This window comes from Pseudolysinimonas kribbensis (assembly GCF_030161895.1).
Classification (GTDB): Bacteria; Actinomycetota; Actinomycetes; order Actinomycetales; family Microbacteriaceae; genus Pseudolysinimonas; species Pseudolysinimonas kribbensis.
Genome location: NZ_BSVB01000001.1, coordinates 1,373,011 through 1,394,419, shown reverse-complemented (window position 1 = coordinate 1,394,419; position 21,409 = coordinate 1,373,011). Strand labels below are relative to the sequence as shown.

Here is a 21,409-nt window from a genome sequence, read left to right as displayed (position 1 = left end):
GACGTTCCATGTCAAGCGGGCTGGGCACCGCGCGGTCGTCGGCTGCCGTGCGGCGCCTCGCCTCCGGTTCCGCGGCACCGAGATCCACGGAACGCCGTTCCATGTCGTGGTCTCGGTGTGACACCATGCGGATGTGGAGCAGGCCGGTTCGTATCACTCGCAGGGTCTCAGCCGCGCACTGGCCGTGCTGCGGGTGCTGGCGGGGGCCGAGCACCCCCTCACGCTCTCGCAACTCGCCCAGGAGCTCGACGTGCCGAAGTCGACGCTCGTGCGCCTGCTGGCCGTCATGCAGGAGGAGGGGTTCGTGCGTCGCTACGGCGATCCGCCCACCTTCGCGATCGGCCACGTCGTGCATGAGATCGCCCAGGCCTACCGCCCGCCGAGCGTGGCCGAGATCGCGGCCCCGGTCATGCGGCGCCTCGCCGAGGAGGTCGGATTCACCGCCAACCTCGGCGTCCTGCGCGGCCGCTCCGTCCTGCACCTGCATGTCGAGGAGCCGCAGCGCGCTCTCCGGTTCGCGGCGAGCGGCATGCTCGACGACACCTATTGCACCGGGCTCGGCAAGATGCTGCTCTCCGCCCTTCCGCTCGATCAGGTCGCCGCTTCGGTGCCCGAGACGGAGCCGTACGAGAGCTGGACGCCGCAGACCATCACGACGCGCGCCCAGCTGGACGCCGAGCTCGAGCGCATCCGCGCCTCCGGCGTGAGTCTCGACGACGAGGAGCGCAACCGCGGCGTCAGCTGCATGGCCGTGCTGCTGCCCGGCGTGCACGTCTCGATCTCCGTGTCCGGCCCCACCGGGGAGCTGACGCCGCGCGATCAGCGCCGGATCCTGCCCGTTCTCCGGGCGAGCGCCGCGGAGATCGTCGCCGCCCCGGGATTCGTGACGGCTCTGCCCGATCTCCCGGCCTGAGCCGGCTCCGGGCCGGCGCGTTCCACGTCGCGTCGCGCGATCGTTACATGGAACGATGTTTCATGTCGCGCGTGATTCTGACATCATGCCGGTATGCAGGATCGCGAAGGGGCGAAGCGTCACCGATGATCGTCGACATCCACAGCCACTGTCTCCAGCCCGAGCACTGGGGCGACGAGCACAAGGACCATTGGGAACCCGCCTACGGCGGCGCGCCCTACCCGGTCGTCACCCCCGAGTCCTTCGATCGCGTGATGCAGGAGGGCGGCGTCGACGTCGCCGTCGTGTTCGGCCTCGCCGCGTCCCACGCCGGGGTGCGCACCCCCAACCGTTTCGTCGCCGACTTCGTCGGGCGCATGACGACGCCGACGATCGCGTTCTCGTCGATGGATCCGCTCGATCCGGATTGGCGCGAGCAGCTCGACGAGGCGATCGAGCTCGGGTTCCGGGGCGTGAAGCTCTACCCCGTGCTCTCGCTCATGGACCCGCTCGCACCCGAGTTCGACGAGTTCTACCGCCGGCTCGAGGCGAACAACATGGTCGCCCTGTGGCACATGGGCGCGACGCCGAGCCCGATCGGGAGCCTGCGCGTCAGCCAGCCGCTCGTGATCGAGGAGGTGGCGCGCCGGCATCCGGGGCTCACCCAGGTGATGGCGCACATGGGTCATCCGTGGCAGCGCGACGCGAACGTCGTGCTCCGCAAGCACGAGCGCGTGTTCGCCGACGTGTCGGGGGTGCCGTCGCGGCCGATGGACGCCTACCTCGCTCTCGTGAACGCGCAGGAGTGGGGCACCGTCCCGAAGCTCCTGTTCGGCTCCGACTACCCGCTCTGGACGCCCGCCGAGGCTCAGGACCTGCTGCGCCGGGTGGCGGCGATGCGCGCCGGCGACCTGCCGCACGTGCTCGACGAGACCGTCGACAGCATCATCCACCGCGACACGCTCGCGCTCCTGGGCCTGGAGGACCCTCGCCGATGACCCACACCCTGAACTCCCGTGCGCTGGCCGAGGAGGCCGAGCGCATCATCCCGGGCGGCGTGAACTCCGCGACGCGGCGCATCGGCGCCCCCTGGGCGTGGCGCTCGGCGCACGGCGCCACCATCACCGATCTCGACGGCCGCGACTACATCGACTACCACGCCGCCTTCGGCGCGATCCTGCTCGGCCACGTCGACGAGCGCGTCAACGCCGCCGTCACCGCAGCGATCCAGGACATCGACCTGGTCGGGCTCGGCACGACCGAGCTCGAGGTCGAGGCGGCGCGACTCGTGACCGAGTCCATCCCGAGCGCCGAGGTCGTCATCTCGACGATGAGCGGGTCGGAATCGGTGTTCCAGGCCATCCGTCTCGCCCGCGGCGTGACCGGGCGCTCCTACATCGTCAAGTTCCAGGGCTGCTTCCACGGCTCCTACGACGCCATCGCCCGCAACGTCATCTCGACGCCGGAGACGGCGTGGGGCATGGACCCGAACTCGGCCGGCATCCTGCCCGACGCCCTCGAGCACACGCTCGTCGCCGAGTTCAACGATCTGGCCTCGGTCGAGGCCCTGTTCGCCGAGCACCCCGGCGAGATCGCGGCCGTGATCCTCGAGCCCGTGCCGCACAACGTGGGCGCGCTCCTGCCCGAGCAGGCGTTCCTGGAGGGGCTGCGCGAGCTCACCCGGCGCACGGGCAGCGTGCTGATCTTCGACGAGGTCATCACCGGGTTCCGGCACGCGCTCGGCGGCTACCAGGAGCTGTGCGGGGTGACCCCGACCTCACGACGTTCGGCAAGTCGATGGGCAACGGCTACCCCGTCGCCGGTCTCGCCGGATCGGCGGAGCTGATGAGCAGCTTCTCCTCCTCCGGCGGCCCCGTCATGCTGGCGGGCACCTTCAACGGCAACTCGATGTCGATGGCGGCGGCGATCGCGACGATCAGCGTGCTGCGCGATCCCGAGGTCGACTTCTACGGCCATGTGCGGCGCCTCGGCGACCGGATGCGCGACGGCCTGCGGCGCATCACGCGCGACCACAGCATCCCCGCCGTCATCACCGGCGTCGGCTCGGTCTTCATCGCGTACTTCCTGGAGGGCGAGGTGCGCGGCTACCGCGACCTGCTCCGCAACGACGACGAGGCCTACGCGACGTTCCACCGCCGGATGATCGACAAGGGGTCCTTCATGTACCCGATGTCGCTCAAGCGCAACCACATCTCCCTCGCGCACACCGAGGCCGACATCGACCGGACACTCCAGCAGGCGGACGAGGTGCTCGGCGAGATGGCCAGGAACGGCGAGTTCGCCCTGCTGCGGGGACGCGTCTGACGATGACCTCGACCGCCGCCCGCACCGCTCTCGTCGGCGGATCCGTCGCCGACGGGTCCGGTGCCGAGGCGCGCAGCGCCGACGTGCTGCTCTCGGGCGGACGCGTCGAGGCGGTCGTGCCCTTGGGGGAGCGGCCGGCCGGCGGATACGACGCCGCCCTCGTCGACTGCGCCGGACGGATCGTCGCGCCCGGCTTCGTCGATGTCCACTGCCACTCCGACATCACGCTGCTCGCGTATCCCGGCAACGCGAGCCGGGTCACGCAGGGGGTCACGACCGAGGTCGTCGGCAACTGCGGGATGAGCCCGGCGCCCGGCAACGCCGACCCGGAGGGGCTGGCCGGCATCATCGCGACGATCGACGTGACGCCCGACGTGCCCTGGGCGTGGTCCGATGTCGCCGGCTGGCTGCGTGCGCTCGACGAGGCGGAGACGGCGACGAACGTCGCCGCGCAGGTGGGGCACGGCTCCGCCCGGTTCGCGGTCGCGGGGACGGCCGCCCGGCCGCTCGACGATGCCGAGCTCGACGCGCTCGAGGCCGAGCTGGAGGCGGCGTTCGAGGCCGGGGTGGTCGGCGCCAGCGTCGGGCTCATGTACGCGCCGGGGAGTCGGCGACCGCGGCCGAGCTCGACCGGGTCGCCGTCGTGGTCGCGCGCCACGACGGTCTCATGTCGGCGCATCTGCGCGAGTACGTGCCGCGCCTGGAGTCCGCGGCGATCGACGAGGTCGCGGGGCCGGCGGGTCGCGCGGGTGCGCGCCTGCAGATCTCGCACCTGAGGGCGGTCGGCGACGACGGCGACTTCGCGGCCGTCCTCGACCACGTCGAGGAGCTGCGCCGCGGTCAGGACGTCGCCGCGGACCTCTACCCGTACGTGCACGGCCACACCACCGCACTGCAGCTGCTGCCGAGCGAGCTGCGCGCCCTCGGTCCGGCGGCCGTGCTGGCCGCCTGCCGCACCGATCCCGAGCGGATCGCCGGGCTCCTGCGCGACCACGGCCGGTCGCCGGAGCACATCATCGTCATGAAGGCGACGGCGACTCCGGATGCCGTGGGCCACGACCTGCGCGACGCCCCCGGCGACCCCTTCGACTGGCTCGTCCACCTGCTCGTCGCGAACGAGTGCCGCGTCGACGTCGCGGTCGAGAGCGGGCGCTGGCAGGACGTGGACGCCGCGTTCGAACGACCCTGGCTCAGCATCGGCTCCGACGGCACGGCGCTCGACGCCTCGCACACCGCGTCCGCGCCGCACCCGCGCTCGTGGGGGCCTTTCCGGCGGGCTACCGCCGGCTGCGGGACCGCGGGGTCCCGGTCGGCGAGGTCGTGCGCCGTATGACGAGCGCCCCCGCCGCGCGTGCCGGCCTCCGCAGCGGCATCGCGCCGGGCGCCCGCGCCGACATCGTCGTCCTCGACGACGAGCGCTTCGACTCCACCGCGACGTTCGGACACCCGGCGAGTCCCTCCGTGGGCATCGACCACGTGTTCGTGAACGGCGTCGCGGTGCTCCGCGAGGGCGGCCGACGACGGCGCGACCCGGACGACTCATCAGAAGGGGATCGGATGTCTGAGTCGAAGACAGTCGGCGTCGGCATCGTCGGTGTCGGCGGCATCGCCGTCTCGCACATGGCGGCGCTGCGTGCCACGGACGTCGCACGGCTCGTGGCGGTGACCGACCTCGATCGTGCGCGTGCCGGCGAGGTCGCCCGCCAGGAAGGGGTGATCGCGGCCGCGGACGTCGCGGCGCTGCTGGCCGACCCCGCCGTCGAGGCGGTCATCGTCTGCACGCCCAACCTGACCCACGAGCAGCTGGGCCGGCAGGTGCTCGCGGCCGGGCGGCACCTGCTGATGGAGAAGCCGCTCGCGATGACCGGCGAGGGGGCGCGGGCGCTGGCGAGGAGGCGGCATCCCGCGGCCTGCAGCTCGCGGTCGGCCACAGCCACCGCTTCAGCGACCAGAGCCTCGCCATCCGCGAGGCCATCGACGCGGGAGCGATCGGCACGCCGCGCTTCGTGCGCATCGCGATGAACGGCGGCTGGATCTGGCCGGGCTGGCAGCACTGGGTTCTCGACCCCGCGCTCTCGGGCGGTCACTCGCTGCACAACGGCATCCACCTGGTCGACCTCGCCGGCTGGTGGATCGGCGAGGAGGCGACGAGCGTCTTCTCGGCCGGGCAGCACGCGACGAGCGAGGCGCTGCGCATCCACGACTACCTGGTCATCAAGCTCGGATTCGCCTCGGGGGCCTCGGCGATCTGCGAGGTCAGCCGCGGCGAGCGTCCGCGCTCGGCCTCGTACCTGGAGCTCGTCGTGGTGGGCACCGATGGCGTGCTCGCCCGCGAATGGGATGCCGAAGGTGTGCTCGCCTGGACCGACGACGGACTCACCGCCTGGGGTGTCGACGGTCCGGGCGGGCGCGTGTTCCGGCGCGAGCTCGAGAGCTTCGCCGCGGCGATCCGCGGGACCGGTGCCGTCGTGCCGCCCGTCGAGGCCGCCGTGCACGCGGTCGACCTCGCCGTCGCCTCGGAGGAATCGCTCGCCACCGGCCGCACGATCCGGATCGGAGCCGCACGATGACCGCGACGCCCGTGCTCGTCGCCGGCACCGTCGGCTCGGGCGCTCAGCATCACCAGGCCGAGATGTGGACGCCCGCGTTCGCGGCGGCCGGGCTCGAGGCGGTCGGGGTGTGGACCCCGCCGACCGTCGACGCGGCGGCGCTCGCCCGCGCGCGCTCCTGGCCGGCGACCTCGGCGTCGATCTCGAGGTGTCCGAGGAGCCGTCGACGGCGGCCGCCGGCGCGGTCGTCTGCCTGCGCGGCGCCGAGCGGATCGCCTTCGCGCGGTTCGCGGCCGAGCGGGGCATGCCCATCCTGCTCGACAAGCCCACGCTCGACGCCACGGCGCAGGTCGAGGAGCTGGCGGCGGTGGCCGGCGACGGCATCGTCATGGCGGGCCACCACCTGTCGTCGCACCCCGGATTCACTCGCGCCCTCACGGCCGTCCGCGGCGCCGAGATCGGGCTGCTCAGGGCCGTGCACGCGGATCTCGTCTCGGGCGGCGGCGACCGCAGCCCGGACGGCGAGCTCCGCAATCTCGGCGTGTACCTGGTCGAGCTGACCCGCCAGACGACGGGACCCGCGGACCTCACCCTGCAGGCGACGGCGACCGGGGCGGGCGACGCCTGGACCTTCCTCGGCAGGACCGACCGCGAGGTCGTCGTGTCGGCTCACGTGTCGCGCGCCGGGGCGGGCGAGGCATCCCCGCGTTCGCTCCGCGCCCGGCTGCGTCTTCTCGGCACGCACGGTTCGCTGATCGTCGACCTCGCCAAGCCCGCGATCGGGCTCGCGACGACGAACGCGACGAGCACCGTGCCGTTCGTCGGCGAGAGCTCGGTCGTCGCGCACCTCCGGCGATTCGCCCGGGCCATCGACGGGTCGGTGCGGGTGCCGGCACCGGCCGACCTCGTGACCCTCTCCCGTGCGCTCGACGCGATCGCCGCCTCGGCGGCCACCGGCGACGCCACCCCTGACCTGGTGACCCGGAAGGACGACCGATGACCAAGTGGCTCACTCTCGATGACGGCGGCGCGATCCGCCACGGCTACGTCGACGGCGACGAGATCGTCGTGACGGGCGACGGCGACCTCTCCGGAGTCGTCGCCGGCACCCGGGAGACCGCCGAGGTCGCGCGCCGGCCGGTCGCCGGTGCCCGGATCCTCGCGCCCGTGCTGCATCCCGGCAAGGTGCTGTGCGTCGCCGCGAACTACCAGTCCCACGTGACGGAGAGCGGCAGCGCCGAGCGCGAGCGCCGGATCGCCACGCCCCGGCTCTTCCTCAAGCCGGACACCGCGGTGATCGGCCCCGACGAGCCCGTGCGACTGAACCCGATCACGACGCAGCTCGACTGGGAGGTCGAGATCGCGGTCTGGATCGGCCGGGAGGGGCGCGACATCGCCGAGGACGAGGCACTGGATGCCGTCGCCGGCTACTCGACGAGCAACGACATCTCCGCCCGGAGCCTCGAACTCGGCGCCGAACGCGACGACTACGAGGGCACGAACTTCTTCGACTGGCTCGAGGGCAAGTGGCTCGACGGCTCCGCGCCGATCGGCCCCTACCTCGTGACCGCCGACGAGGTGCCGGACCCGCAGGATCTGCGCCTGACCCTGACCGTCAACGGCGAGAGCTGGCAGGACGGCACGTCGCGCGACATGGTCCACAGCGTCGCGGCGCTCGTCTCTTTCTGCTCCCGGCTGATGACCCTGCGCCCCGGCGACGTCATCCTCACGGGCACACCCGCCGGCGTCGGCGCGACGACCGGCGTGTTCCTCCGGCCCGGCGACGTGATGGTCGCCGAGGTGCAGGGACTGGGCTCCTCACCACCCCCGTCGTGGCGTGAGCCACGCCGTTCAATGAAGAACCGCACCAGAAACACGACAACACGAAGGAGCATCATGCGATCACGGATCATCGTCAGCGCGATCGCGCTGGCCGCGGTCTCCGCGACTCTGCTCGCGGGCTGCAGCCCGGCCGGTAAGACGCCGACGCACAGCGGGCCGACGTCGGCCACCCTCAACCTCTATCAGCACCCGCAGTCCTTCAACCCGCTGAAGGGTTCGCAGGGTGCCGAGGTTCTGACCGACGAGCTGATCTTCGACAATCTCGTGCAGGCGACCTCGGACTTCAAGTTCGAGCCGCGGCTCGCGTCCTCGTGGAAGATGTCGGACGACGGGATGACCTGGACCTTCCACCTGCGCAAGAACCTGAAGTGGAGCGACGGCAAGGCGTTCTCGGCGGACGACGTCGTGTGGACGTTCACCACCTACGCCGACCCCAAGGTCGGCAGTGCGTGGGCCACGAAGTTCGCGAACGTCGAGGGTTACGCCGACCTCAAGGCCGGTACGGCGACGAGCCTCAGCGGCATCACGGCGCCGGACAAGAACACCGTCGTCATCAAGTTCGCGAAGGCGGCCCCGGCTTCCTCGCCTCGATCGTCGGCCCGAACCTGTTCATCCTGCCCCAGCACGTGCTCGGCTCGGCCGACAAGGCGGGGCTGCTGACGAACGAGTTCTTCAACCTGCCGAACGTGGGCATGGGGCCGTACACGATGACGAAGTTCACGCCGGATCAGGAGGTGGACCTCAAGAAGAACCCGCACTTCCGCGAGCCGGTCGGCATCGACAAGCTCTACCTGAAGATGCTGACGTCCGACGTCGCCGAGGCGCAGCTGCAGACCGGCGAGCTCGACCTCGCCCAGGTGGCCCCCGCCGACCTCGCCACGGTGCAGGCGATGTCGGGCGTCAAGGTCTCCTCGGCACCGTCGGCCGGGTTCCTGCGGATCGTTTCGAACGATGAGAAGTTCCCCGCGGCAGTGCGGCGGGCGCTTCTCACGGCGATCGATCGCAAGACCCTCATCAAGACGATCTACGGAGGCAAGGCCGATCTGGTCAACAGCAGCTTCCTCACCAAATGGGCCCTCCCGAGCGACCTCGACACCTACGCCTTCGACGAGGCCAAGGCCAAGTCGATGCTGCAGGCATCCGGCTTCGACTTCTCGAAGACCTATTCCTTCGAGTGGGTCGCCGGCACGGCCGACCGCGATCAGGCCATCAACGTCATCCTGCAGGAGTGGCAGGCGATCGGGGTGAACATCAAGGCCAAGCAGGTCGACGGTGCCACGCAGCTCGCCGACATCAAGAGCAAGGCGTACGACTTCACCTTCTCGGGCGGCGGCACGTACACGATGGATCCGGCGACCTCGCTGGCGTTCCTCCTGACCTCGAACGCGTACCCCGCGGGCGGCAACGTCGGCTACTACTCCAACCCCGACTTCGACGCGCTCGCCAGCAAGGCGGCGGGCACGGTCGCGAAGGCGGACAGCGCGCCGATCTGGAAGCAGGCGGCGAAGATCGAGAACAAGGACGTCGCCGAGATCTGGCTCTACGACCCGCAGACCGTGTGGGCCGCGAGCTCGAAGCTGCAGAACTTCACGGCATACGGTGACTTCACCAACGCGTTCGCCGACGCGTACAAGTGGAAGATCGGCGGCTGAGATAGCGACATGCTGAGGTCCTCGCCATCCGGCTCGTATCGAGCGTCGGAGTGTTCCTGATCATCGCGGTCGGGCTCTTCGTCCTCGTCCGGCTCGCCCCCGGTGATCCCGCCGAGACCCTCGTGCCCATCGACGCCGCCCCCGGGCAGCGCGAGGAGCTGGTCAAGGCGGCCCGGGAGCAGCTGGGGCTCGACAAGCCGGTGCCGGTGCAGTTCGTGCTGTGGTTCGGCTCGCTGCTGAAGGGGGACCTCGGCTACTCGTTCTCGACGCACCAGGCGGTCGGGCAGCTCCTGCTCGACCGCCTGGGCCCGACCGTGCTGCTCATGGGCAGCGCACTCGTGCTCGGGCTGCTCATCGCGATCCCCGTCGGGATCATCGCCGCGGTCCGCCGCGACACGTTCGTCGATGCGGCGGCCGGCACGGTCAGTGTCATCGCCCTCGCGATCCCGAGCTTCTTCCTCGCCATGCTCGGCATCTACGTCTTCGCGGTGAAGCTGCGCGTGCTGCCCTCCGCGGGCATGTACTTCTCCGGGGAGAGCGACGTCGGCGACCTGCTGTACCACCTGATCCTGCCGGTCTCCGTACTGGCGCTCGCGGTGGCAGCGGCCTTCACCCGGTACATCCGCAGCGGGATGCTCGAGCAGCTCGGCCAGGACTACATCCGCGCGATCGTCGCGAAGGGCGCCGGCCCGTTCCGCGCGACGATGCACGCCTTCCGGAACAGTCTCATCCCGCTTGTCACCGTCCTCGCGCTGTACATCCCGGCGTTCCTCTCGGGGGCCGTGGTCGTCGAGCAGATCTTCTCCTGGCCCGGCATGGGTCAGATGGCGGTCAACGCCCTGATCGTCCGCGACTACCCCGTCATCACCGGCTTCGGGCTCTACGTCGCCGTGCTCGTGCTCATCTGCAACCTGCTCGCCGACGTGCTGTACACCGTGGTCGACCCGAGGGTGAGGACCGCGCGATGACGACGACGAACCTGCCGTCCGGGCCGTCGGCGGCCCCGATCCGGTCGTCGCGCCGCGGCCTCGTGCCGCCCGGGCGGTTGGCCCTGCGCCGGTACGTGCGCAACCCGGCGGCGGTCGCGGGCGCCGTCGTGCTGCTCGTCATGGTGCTCGCCGTCGTCTTCGGCCCGATGCTCAGCCCGTACAGCCCGGATGTCGGCGAGCTCATCACCGCGAGGAGCGCGCCCTCGGCCGCGCACTGGCTGGGCACCGACGCCATCGGCCGCGACCAGCTCGCGCGCGTGTTCGCGGGCGGTCGCGTCTCCCTCACCGTGGGCTTCCTCGCCGCCCTCCTGGCGGTCGTCGTCGGCACGCTGGTCGGCACCCTGTCGGGCTGGTTCGGCGGGGTCGCCGATGCGGTCATCAGCCGCATCATCGACATCCTGCTCTCGGTGCCCCCGGTGCTCGTCATCATCGTCTTCGCCGGCATCCTCGGGCCGAGCGTTCCGATGCTGATCATCGTCTTCGCCGCGCTGCTCTGGCCGCAGTCGGCACGCATCGCACGCGGTGTCGTGCTGAGCCTGCGGGAGCAGGAGTTCGTCCAAGCCGCCCGCGTCCTCGGCTCGCGGACCGCGTACATCGTCGTCCGGCACCTCATCCCCGGCGTCCTGCCCGCCGTGGTCGTCGCAGCCACGATCCTCGTCGCGGACGCCGTGCTCTCCGAGGCGGCCGTCTCCTTCCTCGGCGCCGGCGTGCAGCCGCCCCAGGCGAGCTGGGGCAACATGCTGAACGACTCGAAGTCGATCACGGTGCTCTCATCGATGCCGTGGCTGTGGCTGCCGCCCGGCATCGCGATCTTCGCGACCGTGCTCTCGACGATGGCGATCGGCGATGGCGTCCGCGACGCGATCGACACCAGGAGGAACGCATGACCGCCGCCCCCGTGCTCTCTCTCGAGGGCGTGACGCTCGATCTGAAGACCGGCGACGACTACGTGCGCATCCTGCGCGACGTGACGTTCGATGTGGCGGCGGGCGAGATCATCGGCATCGTCGGCGAGTCCGGCTCCGGCAAGTCGATGACGGCCCTGTCGATCCTCCAGCTGCTGCCCCCGAAGGCGCGGCTCACGGCTGCGCGGATCGGCTTCGACGGCGCGGACCTCGCCGGACTCCGGCCGGCGGAACTGCGCAAGGTCCGCGGGCGCAGGATCGGCATGGTGTTCCAGGACCCGATGACGACACTCGACCCCGTGGTGCAGGTCGGGCGGCAGATCGACGAGGCCTATCGCATCCACCACCCGCGCGCCGGTCGCGCCGAGGCCCGGGAGAAGTCGCTCGCGATGCTCCGGCTCGTCGGGGTGCCCGATGCGCAGAACCGCGCGAAGCAGTATCCCCACCAATGGTCGGGCGGCATGCGGCAGAGAGCCGTCATCGCGATGGCTCTCGTCAACGACCCCGAGGTGATCCTCGCCGACGAGCCGACCACCGCGCTCGACGCCACGATCCAGGCGCAGGTGCTCGACGCGCTGATGCGGGCGCGCGACGAGCTCGGCGTCGCGGTCGTGCTCATCACGCACGATCTCGGCGTCATCTCCCAGGTCGCCTCGCGCGTCGTCGTGATGTACGCGGGCGGCGTCGTCGAGATCGCCGGAACGCGGGAGCTGTTCGCCGACAGCCGTCATCCGTACTCGGCGGCGCTCATCCACAGCAGACCGGGGGCCCACCGTCGCGGCGAGCCGCTGGTCGCGATTCCCGGCCGCCCGCCGCTCATGTCCGATCTGCCGGCCGGCTGTCCGTTCGCACCGCGCTGCGCGTCGCCTTATAAGTCGGAGCGCTGCGTCACGCAGCGACCGGCGCTCGAACCGAGCGTCGACGGCAGGCTCAGCGCCTGCCACTACCGGGACGAGCCTCAGGAGGTGATCGCATGAGCGAGCTGCTGCGCGTGGACGATCTCAAGGTGCACTTCAGCCAGCGCGGATTCAGCGGCCGCAAGCGCGTCATCCGGGCCGTGGACGGCGTGAGCCTCTCGATCGACACGAACGAGGCGCTCGGGATCATCGGCGAGTCCGGCTGCGGCAAGTCGACGACCGGCCGCGCCATCGTGCACCTGGAGGATCCGACCGAGGGGCGCATCAGCTACCGGGGCGCCGACGTCACCCATCCGGACGCGGCTGCGCGGCGCGCCTTCAACGAGAAGGTGCAGTTCGTCTTCCAGGATCCGATGTCGTCGCTGAACCCGCGGATGACGGTCGAGTCGATCATCGCCGAACCGCTCCGCGCGTTCGGGGCGTGGGATCGCGTCACCGGGCCGGCGCGCGTCGTGGAGCTCCTGGAGCGGGTGGGCCTGCCCGCCCAGTTCGCGAGCCGGTACCCGCACGAGTTCTCCGGCGGCCAGCGGCAGCGGATCGGCATCGCGCGCGCGCTCGCGCTGGACCCCGAGCTGCTCGTGCTCGACGAGCCCGTCTCCGCGCTCGACGTCTCGGTGCAGGCGCAGGTGCTGAACCTGCTCATGGACCTGCGACGCCAGCAGGGGCTCGCCTACATCATGATCAGCCACGACCTCGACGTGATCCGGCACGTGACGGACAGGATCGCGGTGATGTATCTCGGCGTCGTCGTGGAGACCGGCCCCGCCGACGAGGTGCTCGACCATCCGCTGCACCCCTACACGGCCGCGCTCGTGTCGGCGACGCCGCCGTCCTCGCCGGACGAGCACCGCGAGCGGATCCGCCTGCAGGGCGAGCTGCCGTCGGCCTCGAACCCGCCCTCCGGATGCCGCTTCCGCACCCGGTGCTGGCGCGCGACCGAGGTGTGCGCCGAAGTGGTGCCCCCGCTCGAACCGGTGGGCGACGGACGCTCCCGCGCCTGCCACCACCCGCTCGACCTCGGCATGCCCACGATCCGGACGGAGTCCGCCGCGTGACCGGATGGTCCCACCTCGTCGGCGCGCCGATCGAGGATCTGCCCTCGCCCGCCGTGCTCGTCGACCTGCCGACGCTGCGTCGTAACATCGCGGAGATGGCCGCCCACACCGACGCGCTCGGCGTCGCGCTCCGGCCGCACTGGAAGACGAGCAAGGTGCTCGAGGTCGGCCGGATGCAGCTCGCCGCCGGTGCCGTGGGCCTGACGGCCGCGACGGCGAACGAGGTCCTGGCGCTCGCCGAGGCCGGCATCCCCGATGTGTTCTGGGCGTATCCGCCCGTCGGCGCTCATCGCGTCGCCGCGGCGCTCGCCGCGGCCGAACGGACGCGCCTCATCGTCGGCGTCGACTCGCTCGAGGCGATCGCGGGCCTCGCCGCGGCCGCCGTCGCGAACGGGACGGTCGTCGACGTCCGGCTCGAGATCGACACGGGCCTCGGCCGCATGGGGGTGCGACCTGACGATGCGGTGGCGCTGGCCCGCGTCCTCCACGCGCTCGACGGCGTGCGGCTCGAGGGGGTCTACACGCACGAGGGTCACGTGCAGGGACTCGGGGCGGATCCGGAGCGCCGCGCGGCCGTCGGTCTGGCGGCCGGCCGGACCACGGCGGAGGTCGCCGAGGCGATCCGCGCCGACGGGATCCCGCTCACGAGCGTCTCGGTCGGGTCGACGGCCGGCGCGCGGTCGGCCCCCACGGCATCCGGGATCACCGAGGCCCGCCCCGGCACCTACGTCTACGGCGATGAGAACCAGGTCGCGATCGGCACGATCTCCGAGGCCGACACGGCGATCACCGTCCAGAGCCGCGTCATCAGCGTCCAGCGCGGCGAGCCCGTGCTCGTCGACGCCGGCACCAAGGCGATGAGCGCCGACGGCTCGATGCACGGCGACGGACGCATCGGCACGATCGTCTCGAGCGGCGGGGGCCTGATCGCGACCGGGCACGAGGAGCACGGGTTCGTGCGCGGCTCCACGGGCCTGCGGGTCGGCGACCTCATCCGGGTCCGCCCCAATCACGCCTGCGGACTCTCGAACATGCACTCCCACGTCTTCGCGATCGAGGACGGCGTCGTCGCCGACGTCTGGCCGGTCGTCGGTCGCCACTGAAGCCCCCTCATCCAAGGAGAACCATGAACCAGCTCGTCACCTCGCCCGACGCCCCGAAGGCCGCCGGCGCCTACTCGCCCGGCATCGTGAGCGGCGGGTTCCTCTTCGTCGCGGGCCAGGGGCCGTTCGACAGCGCCGGCGCGCTCGTCGGGGAGGGCGACTTCGCCGAGCAGCTGCGGCAGACCTTCCGCAACCTGGAGGCGATCGCCCGCGCCGCCGGCACCTCGCTCCGGCACACGGTCCGGCTCGGCGTCTACCTGAAGAACATGGAGAACTGGCAGGCCCTGAACGAGCTCTCGAAGGAGTTCCTGGCGGAGCCGTATCCGGCCCGCACGACGATCCAGGCCGACCTGAACGGCTTCGAGATCGAGGCCGACGTGATCGTCGCCCTTCCCGACGCCGCCCGATGACGCGCGGCTACGTCGTCGGCGCGTACGCCGCGTCGCCGACGGCGTCGGCATGGGATCCGGATGTCGAGGCGGCGTATCTCGGAACCCTCGCGGAGGACCCCCGCATCGCCGGCTTCGAGATGCCGTGGACGGGGGCCCTGCATCCCCGCGACGAGGAGTGGCTCTTCGCGCACCTTCCCGCGCGCCTGGATGTCGTGCTCACCGACATCCCGAGGGTGTTCCTCACGATCACGCAGGGTGACGAGCACTACGGGCTGGCCTCGGACGATGAGGCGGGGCGTGTCCGCGCACTCCGCGATGTCGCCGCGCTGCGCGACGACGTGCATCGCTTCGACGACCGGATGGGCCGCCGCGTCGTGCGCGGCGTCGAACTGCACCCCGGGCCGAGGGGGTCGCACGCCAGCGCCGGGTCCCTCGCCCGCTCCCTGCGGGAGCTCGCGGGCTGGGACTGGGGCGGGGCGGAGGTGCTCGTCGAGCACAGCGACGCGCTCGTGCCGGGCCACGATCCGGAGAAGGGGTTCCTGTCGCTCGGTGACGAGCTGGCCGCGATCCGCGACGCGCAGGCCGACGTCGGCGTCGTGCTGAACTGGGGCCGTTCGGCCATCGAGTTCCACGACGCGACCCGGGCGATCGAGCACGTGGGCGAGGCCCGCCGGGCGGGGCTGCTCCGGGGCTACGTCGTCTCGGGTGCATCCGATCGCGTCGGGTCGTTCGATCGCCCGTGGGCCGACGTGCACAACGCCTTCCGCCGGTCGGACCTGCACCCGCACGGTGATCCGACCTCCTCCTCACCGAGGAGCTGCTCGCCCCCGTGCTCTCCGAGGTCGGATCGGAGCCCTGGATCGGCGTCAAGCTCAGCTGGCTCACCGGAGCGGGCTCGATCGCCGATCGGATCGCGATGATCCGCGAAGCGCTCGACGCCCTCGACCGCATCCAGGCCGCCTGAGCACCGACCACGAGACCTGAGGAACCCCGATGAGCACCGCAGCGCAGCGGCTGATCTTCCGCTCCGACCACCGCATCGACATCGAGCCGTTCGAGCTGCCGGATCCGGGATCGCGGCAGGTGCTCGTGCGCAACGACTTCACCCACGTGAGCGCGGGCACGGAGATGAACTTCTTCCGGCTCCATCCCGACTCGGGCCCTCTCGTGCGGGACCAGCTCGGCTACATGGCCGTGGGCGAGGTCGTCGCCGTCGGCGGCGAGGTCGCCGAGTGGGCGGTGGGCGAGCGGGTGGTCACGAACGCGTTCCACCAGAGCCACTGGCTCGTCGACCTCGACGAGGATCGGGACGGCGCACAGAGTCCGTCGTGGTACATCGACCGCCTCGATCCGGCGATCCCCGGCGAGCAGGCCGGCTTCATCACGCTCGGCGACGTCGCCCTGCACGGCCTGCGTCGGGCGCAGCCCCAGATCGACCAGTCGGCCGCCGTCATCGGCTGCGGCCTCGTCGGGCAGCTCGTCATCCAGCTGGCGCGCATCGCCGGCATGCAGCCGATCGTCGCCGTCGATCTCGTCGAGCGGCGGCTCGAACGCGCGCGGACCAGCGGCGCGACGCATCGTGTGGATGCCGCGGCGAGCGATCCCGTCGCAGCGGTGCGCGAGATCACCGCGGGTGGCGCGGAGACGGTGTTCCCGTGCGCGCCCGCGCCATCGACGCTGCAGGCCGCCCTCGAGATGGCGGCGAAGCGCGGCACGGTCTCGCTCGTGGCGAGCATCCCGGGCACCGCCGAGATCCGGTTGCAGGACGAGCTGCTCCGTCGCGAGCTGACGATCCTCGGCACCTACGAGGCCGACATGAACGAGGCGAGCGTCTACTGGCCCTGGAGCCGCGCGCGCAACCGGCGGGCGGTCCAGCGCCTCATCGTCGAGGGCGCCCTGCGGCTCGACCACCTCATCACCCACGTCGTGCCGTACACCGAGGCGGAGACCATGTTCGCCGCCATGCACGACCCCGGCACGGACTGGATGGGCGTCGTCTTCGACTGGCGCTGAGGTCCGGAACCCGTCCCATCACCCCCTCGAACAACGGAGCAACATCGTGAAACTGCTGACCATCTACGCCCATCCCGCCGACACGATCACGAACTGCGGGGGCACCCTCGCGCGGCATGCGGAGGCGGGCGACGACGTGACCGCGCTCATCCTCACGCACGGCGGCCGCATCCACGCCAACCGCTACGCGGAGGAATGGCGCAAGGAGACGCCGGACGAGTCGGTCGTCTCGGCCGACCTCCAGGCGATTATCGACCACAAGAAGCACGAGCTCGAGCGGGCCGCCGAGATCGTCGGCATCCGCACCCTGATCACGCTGGATCACGACGACACGATGGCGACGCTCCATGAGGACGTCATCGAGCAGATCGCGGAGCACGTCGCCCGCGAGCAGCCGGACGTCGTGATCTGCGACTACCCGAAGAACCCGGTCATGACGATGGACGCGCACACCGCCGCGAGCGCCATGGCCCTCGCCGGGATCGCCCGGGCGGGCTTCTACCTGCAGAACCTCGACGGGAGACCCGAGACCGCGGTCAAGCAGGTCTTCCTGACCTCGCTCCAGGTCACCGCGAACGATGCGCTCAGTCACTACGGCATGCGCAACGACTGCTTCATCGACATCACGCCGGTCGTCGATCGCAAGATCGCGGCTATGGACTGCTTCGCCAGTCAGGGGTATGCCGGACTCTTCGCCCGCAAGCTCATCGAGTCCAACAACGGTGAGATGGGCCGGCTGGCCGGCGTCAACTTCGCCGAGGGGTTCGTGCGGCTGCACAGCGAGACGCACTCGCTGCTGGGCATCACCGATGCCGCGCGCGCCGCCGACCCGCTCGTGCGCCACGTCGAGTACTCCCGCCTGAGCCTGCGCGAGATGTTCCCGGTCGCCCGGGGCTGATACGCGTGACTGCCAGACTGGGCCCCATGCAACTGCTCCGCCTCGGCGCCCCCGGCCACGAGATCCCGGCCGCCCGCTCCGAGGGTGTCGTGTACGACCTGCGACCCCTCACCTCCGACCTCGACGGGGACTTCTGGGACGGCGGCGTCGAACGCGTGCGCAGTGCGCTCGCCGCCGGCACGCTGCCGGTGCTCGACGGTGCCGACGGGATGCGCGTGGGCGCGCCCGTCGCCCGGCCCACGGCGATCCTGTGCATCGGGCAGAACTACGCGGCGCACGCGGCGGAGTCGGGCAGCCCCGTGCCGACGAACCCGATCCTGTTCTTCAAGCACCCGAACACGCTCGTGGGGCCGAACGACCCGATCGTCATGCCGCGCGGCGCGACCCAGCTGGACTGGGAGGCCGAACTCGCCGTCGTCATCGGCCGGCGGGCGTCGTACCTCGCGAGCCCGGAGGAGGCGCTCGCGCACATCGCCGGGTACACGGTCGCGAACGACGTGTCGGAACGGGTCTGGCAGCGCGAGCGCGGCGGGCCGCAGTGGGGCAAGGGCAAGTCGATGCCGACCTCCAACCCGCTCGGTCCGGTCGTCGTCCCCGCCGACGAGGTCGACCCGCGGGGGCTGCGCATCTGGTCGCGCGTCAACGGCGAGCCGCGGCAGGACTCGACGACGGCCGACATGATCTTCTCCGTCGCGCAGCTGGTCCACGACCTCTCGCAGTACCTGGTGCTCGAACCCGGTGACGTCATCGACACCGGCACGCCGCAGGGCGTCGCGATGAGCGGCCGGTTCCCGTACCTGCAGGCCGGCGACCGGGTCGAGGTCGGCGTCGACGGGATCGGCGCGCACGACACGACGATCGCGGAGGGCTGAGCGTGCCGAGCGAGCTGCTCGGGCTCGCGCGGTCGATCGCGCTCGAGGCGGGGGCGCTCGCGGCGCGGCGCCGCGCGGAGGGCGTCGAGGTCGCGGCCACCAAGTCGAGCATCGTCGATGTCGTGACGGCGGCCGATCGCGAGGTCGAGGACCTGGTGCGCGGCCGGATCGCCGACGCGCGACCGGACGACGCCGTCCTCGGCGAGGAGGGCGGCGGCACCGCCGGCACGAGCGGTCTCACCTGGGTCGTCGACCCGATCGACGGCACGGTCAACTACCTCTACGGCATCCCGCACTATGCGGTGAGCATCGCCGTCGTCGAGGGCGACCCCGACCCGGCGACCTGGACAGCCCTGGCCGGAGCCGTGCATGCGCCGCCGCTCGGCGAGCTGTTCCACGCCGAGCGGGGCGGGGGCGCCCGCCTGAACGACGGGTCGATCGTCGTGGGGCCGCGACCACCCCTGGAGCAGGCGCTCGTCGCGACGGGGTTCGCGTACGACGCGCACACGCGCGAGCGGCAGGGGGCGGTCGTCGCGGCCCTGCTGCCCCGGGTGCGCGACATCCGGCGCCAGGGGGTCGCCTCGCTCGACCTCTGCTTCGTCGCGTGCGGGCGGGTCGACGCGTACTTCGAGCGCACCCTCAACCCGTGGGATCACGCGGCCGGGGCGCTCATCGCCCGGGAGGCCGGGGCCATCGTCACCGGGCGCGGGGATGCCGCTGCCGGCCGTGACTTCACGCTCGCCGCGGCCCCGGGTCTGGCCTCCGAGCTCGCCGCCGTGCTCGACGGGCTGGGGGTGACCGCCTGGGACCTCCCGGCTTAGGATGAGCCGGGTCATGAGCCAGGGGTCGCAGGCGCCGCTCACCCGGCGCGAGGCCCTCGCGCGGGAGCGCGAGGCGCGGGTGCGGGCCGCCCCGCCCGCCGCCCCGCCCGCCGCGCCGCCCGCCGCGCCGCCTGCCCCGCAGCCGCGCCGCCGCACGCGTCATGGCATCGCCCACCGGATCCTCACCGCCGGCGTGCTGCTCTTCGTCGGAGCGATGGTGGTCGGGCTCTCGGTGCCGGCGAACGCCTTCTACTCGGGCTCCTCGGCGTCGGCGGACCCGGCGGCCCATGTCGTCGCCGGATCGCACCAGAAGGCGGAGGTCGATGCGGAGGGCGCCACCATCCCCATCACCACGAGCGACTACACGGCCTCGACCAAGGCGCAGCTGCTCGCCCAGAAGTACCGCGGCGGGGTGGGCGGGGCGTTCACCGGTCCGGTGCGCTGGCCGTTCCCGTACAGGGTCGCCATCCTGAGCCCGTTCGGTCCGCGCGGGGCGGTGGCCGGATGCCCGACCTGCGCGCCCTTCCATCGCGGCGTCGACCTGAACGGCGGCAACGGCAATCCCATCTACTCCATCATGGCGGGCACGGTGACGGAGCGCTCCGGCGGCAGCTGGACCTACGGCAACTACGCGATCATCGTGGGCCACTACCAGGGCCATGAGGTGAAGGCGATCTACGAGCACATGCAGGCGGGCTCCTCGCCGCTCGTGGTCGGTCAGCAGCTCGCGGTCGGCGACTTCGTCGGGTTGGTCGGCGCGACGGGGGAGACCACGGCGCCCCATCTGCACCTGGAGCTCGACGTCGACGGGAAGCTGATCGACCCCATCCCGTGGTTGGACGCGAACGCGAGTTGAATGGAAAACGGCTTCCGCGTTTCCGGGGCCTGCGTTAGCAATTCGTTACATGTGAACGTTTCGCAAGTCAGCCCCGGCTGCCGTATCGTTCGGGACGCGTCGGGTTAAGCGCTCGACGCAGGGCGAAAGTTTCGCACCTCCCCACCACCACAGCACGAAGGAGTGCCATGAAGAAGTCCTTCATCGCCGTGGCCGTCGTCGCAAGCGTCGCATCGCTCGCGTTGGCAGCCTGTTCCAGCGGCGGATCCGGCGGATCCGGCGGCGACAAGGCGTCCACCCGCGCCTGCGTCATCCTCCCCGACTCGGCCTCGTCGCCCCGCTGGGAGAACGGCGACCGCCCGGCTCTGGCCAAGGCGTTCAAGGACGCCGGCTTCGACGCCGACATCCAGAACGCGCAGGGCGACACCGGCAAGTACGCGACCATCGCGCAGCAGGAGCTCACCAAGGGCTGCGGCGTCATGGTCCTCGTCGACTACAACGGCGCCGCGACGGCCGTGACCCAGAAGGCCCAGAAGCAGGGCATCCCGGTCATCGCCTACGACCGCCCCATCACCACCGGTGACGCGAGCGACCCGAAGATGCTCGCCGACTACTACGTGTCGTTCGACAACGTGAAGGTCGGAGAGCTCGAGGGCCAGTCGATCGTCGACGGGCTGAAGGCTGCGGGCAAGGACGCCGCGACCGCGAAGGTCGTCTACATGGGCGGCGACCCGACCGACGGCAACGCGAAGCTGTTCCACGACGGTGCGGTCAAGGCCATGAGCGCTGCGGGCATCAAGCCGGCGGCCGAGCCGGTCGGCATCTGGGACGGCCAGAAGTCCGCGACGAACTTCGAGCAGGCGCTGACCTCGCTCGGCGGCCAGGTCGACGCGGTCTGGGTCGCCAACGACACCAACGCCGCGGGCGTCATCACGATCCTCGACAAGAACCACCTCACGGTTCCGGTCTCCGGTCAGGACGCGTCGACGGCCGGCCTGCAGAACGTGCTGCTCGGCAAGCAGACCTCCACGGTCTACAAGCCGTTCAAGCTCGAGGCCGACGCGGCGTCGAAGCTCGCGATCGAGCTGCTGAAGGGGAAGAAGCCCTCCGTGGCCGACTCCCTGTACGGCAAGCCGTTCATCGCGGTCACGCCGATCCTGATCACGGCCGACAAGGTCCAGCAGGTCATCGACGGTGGTGACGCGAAGGCGTCCGACATCTGCACCGCCGAGGTGCAGGCCGCCTGCGCCAAGTACGGCGTCAAGTAGAGTCCGTCCCACACACCGAGAGGGGCTCCGCACCGGTTCGCCCGGGCGGAGCCCCTCCTGGCTGATCCGAAAGGGAGATCG

General features: G+C 71.3%; 24 protein-coding genes. All 24 read left to right on the top strand.

Annotated elements, in window-relative coordinates; genetic code table 11:
* The first annotated feature begins 133 nt into the window (after nucleotides 1-133).
* The 24 genes from QQK35_RS07780 to QQK35_RS07665 all read left to right on the top strand — a co-directional run bounded on the left by QQK35_RS07780 (nucleotide 134) and on the right by QQK35_RS07665 (nucleotide 21,328).
* Nucleotides 134-913, top strand: coding sequence for an IclR family transcriptional regulator (locus QQK35_RS07780; RefSeq protein ID WP_284253670.1), 780 nt, complete (start codon nucleotides 134-136; stop codon nucleotides 911-913).
* Nucleotides 914-1,038: 125 nt separating this feature from the next.
* Nucleotides 1,039-1,890: an amidohydrolase family protein gene (locus QQK35_RS07775; protein ID WP_284253669.1), complete on the top strand. Its 852-nt coding sequence runs from the start codon at nucleotides 1,039-1,041 to the stop codon at nucleotides 1,888-1,890.
* Nucleotides 1,887-2,738 (top strand): aspartate aminotransferase family protein, encoded by an 852-nt coding sequence (locus QQK35_RS07770; RefSeq protein ID WP_284253668.1) that lies wholly within the window; start codon nucleotides 1,887-1,889, stop codon nucleotides 2,736-2,738. The genes QQK35_RS07775 and QQK35_RS07770 overlap by 4 nt, the downstream gene beginning before the upstream one ends.
* On the top strand, nucleotides 2,690-3,217 hold the full coding sequence (locus QQK35_RS07765) for an aminotransferase class III-fold pyridoxal phosphate-dependent enzyme (RefSeq protein WP_284255638.1): 528 nt from the start codon (nucleotides 2,690-2,692) through the stop codon (nucleotides 3,215-3,217). Before QQK35_RS07770 ends, QQK35_RS07765 begins: the two co-directional genes overlap by 49 nt.
* A gap of 2 nt (nucleotides 3,218-3,219) precedes the next feature.
* A complete protein-coding gene (locus tag QQK35_RS07760) occupies nucleotides 3,220-3,993 on the top strand; it encodes an amidohydrolase family protein (RefSeq protein WP_284253667.1) in 774 nt (257 codons plus the stop codon).
* Nucleotides 3,909-4,550 carry a hypothetical protein gene (locus QQK35_RS07755; protein ID WP_284253666.1) on the top strand — a complete coding sequence of 214 codons (642 nt, stop codon included), beginning with the start codon at nucleotides 3,909-3,911 and terminating at the stop codon, nucleotides 4,548-4,550. The genes QQK35_RS07760 and QQK35_RS07755 overlap by 85 nt, the downstream gene beginning before the upstream one ends.
* On the top strand, nucleotides 4,547-5,239 hold the full coding sequence (locus QQK35_RS07750; RefSeq protein WP_284253665.1) for a Gfo/Idh/MocA family protein: 693 nt from the start codon (nucleotides 4,547-4,549) through the stop codon (nucleotides 5,237-5,239). Before QQK35_RS07755 ends, QQK35_RS07750 begins: the two co-directional genes overlap by 4 nt.
* Nucleotides 5,224-5,787: a Gfo/Idh/MocA family protein gene (locus QQK35_RS07745; protein ID WP_284253664.1), complete on the top strand. Its 564-nt coding sequence runs from the start codon at nucleotides 5,224-5,226 to the stop codon at nucleotides 5,785-5,787. The genes QQK35_RS07750 and QQK35_RS07745 overlap by 16 nt, the downstream gene beginning before the upstream one ends.
* Before the next feature lie 109 nt (nucleotides 5,788-5,896).
* On the top strand, nucleotides 5,897-6,766 hold the full coding sequence (locus QQK35_RS07740) for a Gfo/Idh/MocA family oxidoreductase (RefSeq protein ID WP_284253663.1): 870 nt from the start codon (nucleotides 5,897-5,899) through the stop codon (nucleotides 6,764-6,766).
* On the top strand, nucleotides 6,763-8,268 hold the full coding sequence (locus tag QQK35_RS07735) for a fumarylacetoacetate hydrolase family protein (RefSeq protein ID WP_284253662.1): 1,506 nt from the start codon (nucleotides 6,763-6,765) through the stop codon (nucleotides 8,266-8,268). Before QQK35_RS07740 ends, QQK35_RS07735 begins: the two co-directional genes overlap by 4 nt.
* Nucleotides 8,235-9,260 (top strand): ABC transporter substrate-binding protein, encoded by a 1,026-nt coding sequence (locus QQK35_RS07730; RefSeq protein WP_284253661.1) that lies wholly within the window; start codon nucleotides 8,235-8,237, stop codon nucleotides 9,258-9,260. The genes QQK35_RS07735 and QQK35_RS07730 overlap by 34 nt, the downstream gene beginning before the upstream one ends.
* A gap of 26 nt (nucleotides 9,261-9,286) precedes the next feature.
* Nucleotides 9,287-10,228, top strand: a complete 942-nt coding sequence (locus QQK35_RS07725; RefSeq protein WP_284255637.1) for an ABC transporter permease — start codon at nucleotides 9,287-9,289, stop codon at nucleotides 10,226-10,228.
* The gene (locus QQK35_RS07720; protein WP_284253660.1) at nucleotides 10,225-11,136 is read left to right on the top strand and encodes an ABC transporter permease; all 912 of its coding nucleotides are present in this window, start codon (nucleotides 10,225-10,227) and stop codon (nucleotides 11,134-11,136) included. Before QQK35_RS07725 ends, QQK35_RS07720 begins: the two co-directional genes overlap by 4 nt.
* On the top strand, nucleotides 11,133-12,131 hold the full coding sequence (locus tag QQK35_RS07715; RefSeq protein ID WP_284253659.1) for an ABC transporter ATP-binding protein: 999 nt from the start codon (nucleotides 11,133-11,135) through the stop codon (nucleotides 12,129-12,131). The genes QQK35_RS07720 and QQK35_RS07715 overlap by 4 nt, the downstream gene beginning before the upstream one ends.
* Nucleotides 12,128-13,126, top strand: coding sequence for an ABC transporter ATP-binding protein (locus tag QQK35_RS07710; protein ID WP_284253658.1), 999 nt, complete (start codon nucleotides 12,128-12,130; stop codon nucleotides 13,124-13,126). Before QQK35_RS07715 ends, QQK35_RS07710 begins: the two co-directional genes overlap by 4 nt.
* Nucleotides 13,123-14,229 carry an alanine racemase gene (locus tag QQK35_RS07705; RefSeq protein ID WP_284253657.1) on the top strand — a complete coding sequence of 369 codons (1,107 nt, stop codon included), beginning with the start codon at nucleotides 13,123-13,125 and terminating at the stop codon, nucleotides 14,227-14,229. Before QQK35_RS07710 ends, QQK35_RS07705 begins: the two co-directional genes overlap by 4 nt.
* A gap of 23 nt (nucleotides 14,230-14,252) precedes the next feature.
* The gene (locus tag QQK35_RS07700) at nucleotides 14,253-14,639 is read left to right on the top strand and encodes a RidA family protein (RefSeq protein WP_284253656.1); all 387 of its coding nucleotides are present in this window, start codon (nucleotides 14,253-14,255) and stop codon (nucleotides 14,637-14,639) included.
* Entirely contained in the window at nucleotides 14,636-15,541 is a 906-nt protein-coding gene (locus QQK35_RS07695) for a DUF4862 family protein (protein ID WP_284253655.1), read from the top strand. The genes QQK35_RS07700 and QQK35_RS07695 overlap by 4 nt, the downstream gene beginning before the upstream one ends.
* A gap of 73 nt (nucleotides 15,542-15,614) precedes the next feature.
* On the top strand, nucleotides 15,615-16,634 hold the full coding sequence (locus QQK35_RS07690; protein ID WP_284253653.1) for a zinc-dependent alcohol dehydrogenase: 1,020 nt from the start codon (nucleotides 15,615-15,617) through the stop codon (nucleotides 16,632-16,634).
* A gap of 46 nt (nucleotides 16,635-16,680) precedes the next feature.
* Nucleotides 16,681-17,532 (top strand): PIG-L deacetylase family protein, encoded by an 852-nt coding sequence (locus QQK35_RS07685; RefSeq protein WP_284253652.1) that lies wholly within the window; start codon nucleotides 16,681-16,683, stop codon nucleotides 17,530-17,532.
* Between the two features lie 26 nt (nucleotides 17,533-17,558).
* Nucleotides 17,559-18,404 carry a fumarylacetoacetate hydrolase family protein gene (locus QQK35_RS07680; protein ID WP_284253651.1) on the top strand — a complete coding sequence of 282 codons (846 nt, stop codon included), beginning with the start codon at nucleotides 17,559-17,561 and terminating at the stop codon, nucleotides 18,402-18,404.
* On the top strand, nucleotides 18,401-19,225 hold the full coding sequence (locus QQK35_RS07675; protein WP_284255636.1) for an inositol monophosphatase family protein: 825 nt from the start codon (nucleotides 18,401-18,403) through the stop codon (nucleotides 19,223-19,225). The genes QQK35_RS07680 and QQK35_RS07675 overlap by 4 nt, the downstream gene beginning before the upstream one ends.
* 13 nt (nucleotides 19,226-19,238) lie before the next feature.
* Nucleotides 19,239-20,081, top strand: coding sequence for a M23 family metallopeptidase (locus tag QQK35_RS07670; RefSeq protein WP_284253649.1), 843 nt, complete (start codon nucleotides 19,239-19,241; stop codon nucleotides 20,079-20,081).
* Between the two features lie 167 nt (nucleotides 20,082-20,248).
* On the top strand, nucleotides 20,249-21,328 hold the full coding sequence (locus QQK35_RS07665; RefSeq protein ID WP_284253648.1) for a sugar ABC transporter substrate-binding protein: 1,080 nt from the start codon (nucleotides 20,249-20,251) through the stop codon (nucleotides 21,326-21,328).
* Nucleotides 21,329-21,409 lie beyond the last annotated feature (81 nt).

Bases quoted from the DNA above. Each gene is read 5' to 3' on its own strand.
- QQK35_RS07665 (WP_284253648.1), top strand. From the start codon at position 20,249: ATGAAGAAGTCCTTCATCGCCGTGGCCGTCGTCGCAAGCGTCGCATCG.
- QQK35_RS07710 (WP_284253658.1), top strand. From the start codon at position 12,128: ATGAGCGAGCTGCTGCGCGTGGACGATCTCAAGGTGCACTTCAGCCAG.
- QQK35_RS07735 (WP_284253662.1), top strand. From the start codon at position 6,763: ATGACCAAGTGGCTCACTCTCGATGACGGCGGCGCGATCCGCCACGGC.
- QQK35_RS07765 (WP_284255638.1), top strand. From the start codon at position 2,690: ATGGGCAACGGCTACCCCGTCGCCGGTCTCGCCGGATCGGCGGAGCTG.
- QQK35_RS07690 (WP_284253653.1), top strand. From the start codon at position 15,615: ATGAGCACCGCAGCGCAGCGGCTGATCTTCCGCTCCGACCACCGCATC.
- QQK35_RS07770 (WP_284253668.1), top strand. From the start codon at position 1,887: ATGACCCACACCCTGAACTCCCGTGCGCTGGCCGAGGAGGCCGAGCGC.
- QQK35_RS07775 (WP_284253669.1), top strand. From the start codon at position 1,039: ATGATCGTCGACATCCACAGCCACTGTCTCCAGCCCGAGCACTGGGGC.
- QQK35_RS07720 (WP_284253660.1), top strand. From the start codon at position 10,225: ATGACGACGACGAACCTGCCGTCCGGGCCGTCGGCGGCCCCGATCCGG.
- QQK35_RS07700 (WP_284253656.1), top strand. From the start codon at position 14,253: ATGAACCAGCTCGTCACCTCGCCCGACGCCCCGAAGGCCGCCGGCGCC.
- QQK35_RS07760 (WP_284253667.1), top strand. From the start codon at position 3,220: ATGACCTCGACCGCCGCCCGCACCGCTCTCGTCGGCGGATCCGTCGCC.
- QQK35_RS07670 (WP_284253649.1), top strand. From the start codon at position 19,239: ATGAGCCAGGGGTCGCAGGCGCCGCTCACCCGGCGCGAGGCCCTCGCG.
- QQK35_RS07695 (WP_284253655.1), top strand. From the start codon at position 14,636: ATGACGCGCGGCTACGTCGTCGGCGCGTACGCCGCGTCGCCGACGGCG.
- QQK35_RS07750 (WP_284253665.1), top strand. From the start codon at position 4,547: ATGACGAGCGCCCCCGCCGCGCGTGCCGGCCTCCGCAGCGGCATCGCG.
- QQK35_RS07680 (WP_284253651.1), top strand. From the start codon at position 17,559: ATGCAACTGCTCCGCCTCGGCGCCCCCGGCCACGAGATCCCGGCCGCC.
- QQK35_RS07715 (WP_284253659.1), top strand. From the start codon at position 11,133: ATGACCGCCGCCCCCGTGCTCTCTCTCGAGGGCGTGACGCTCGATCTG.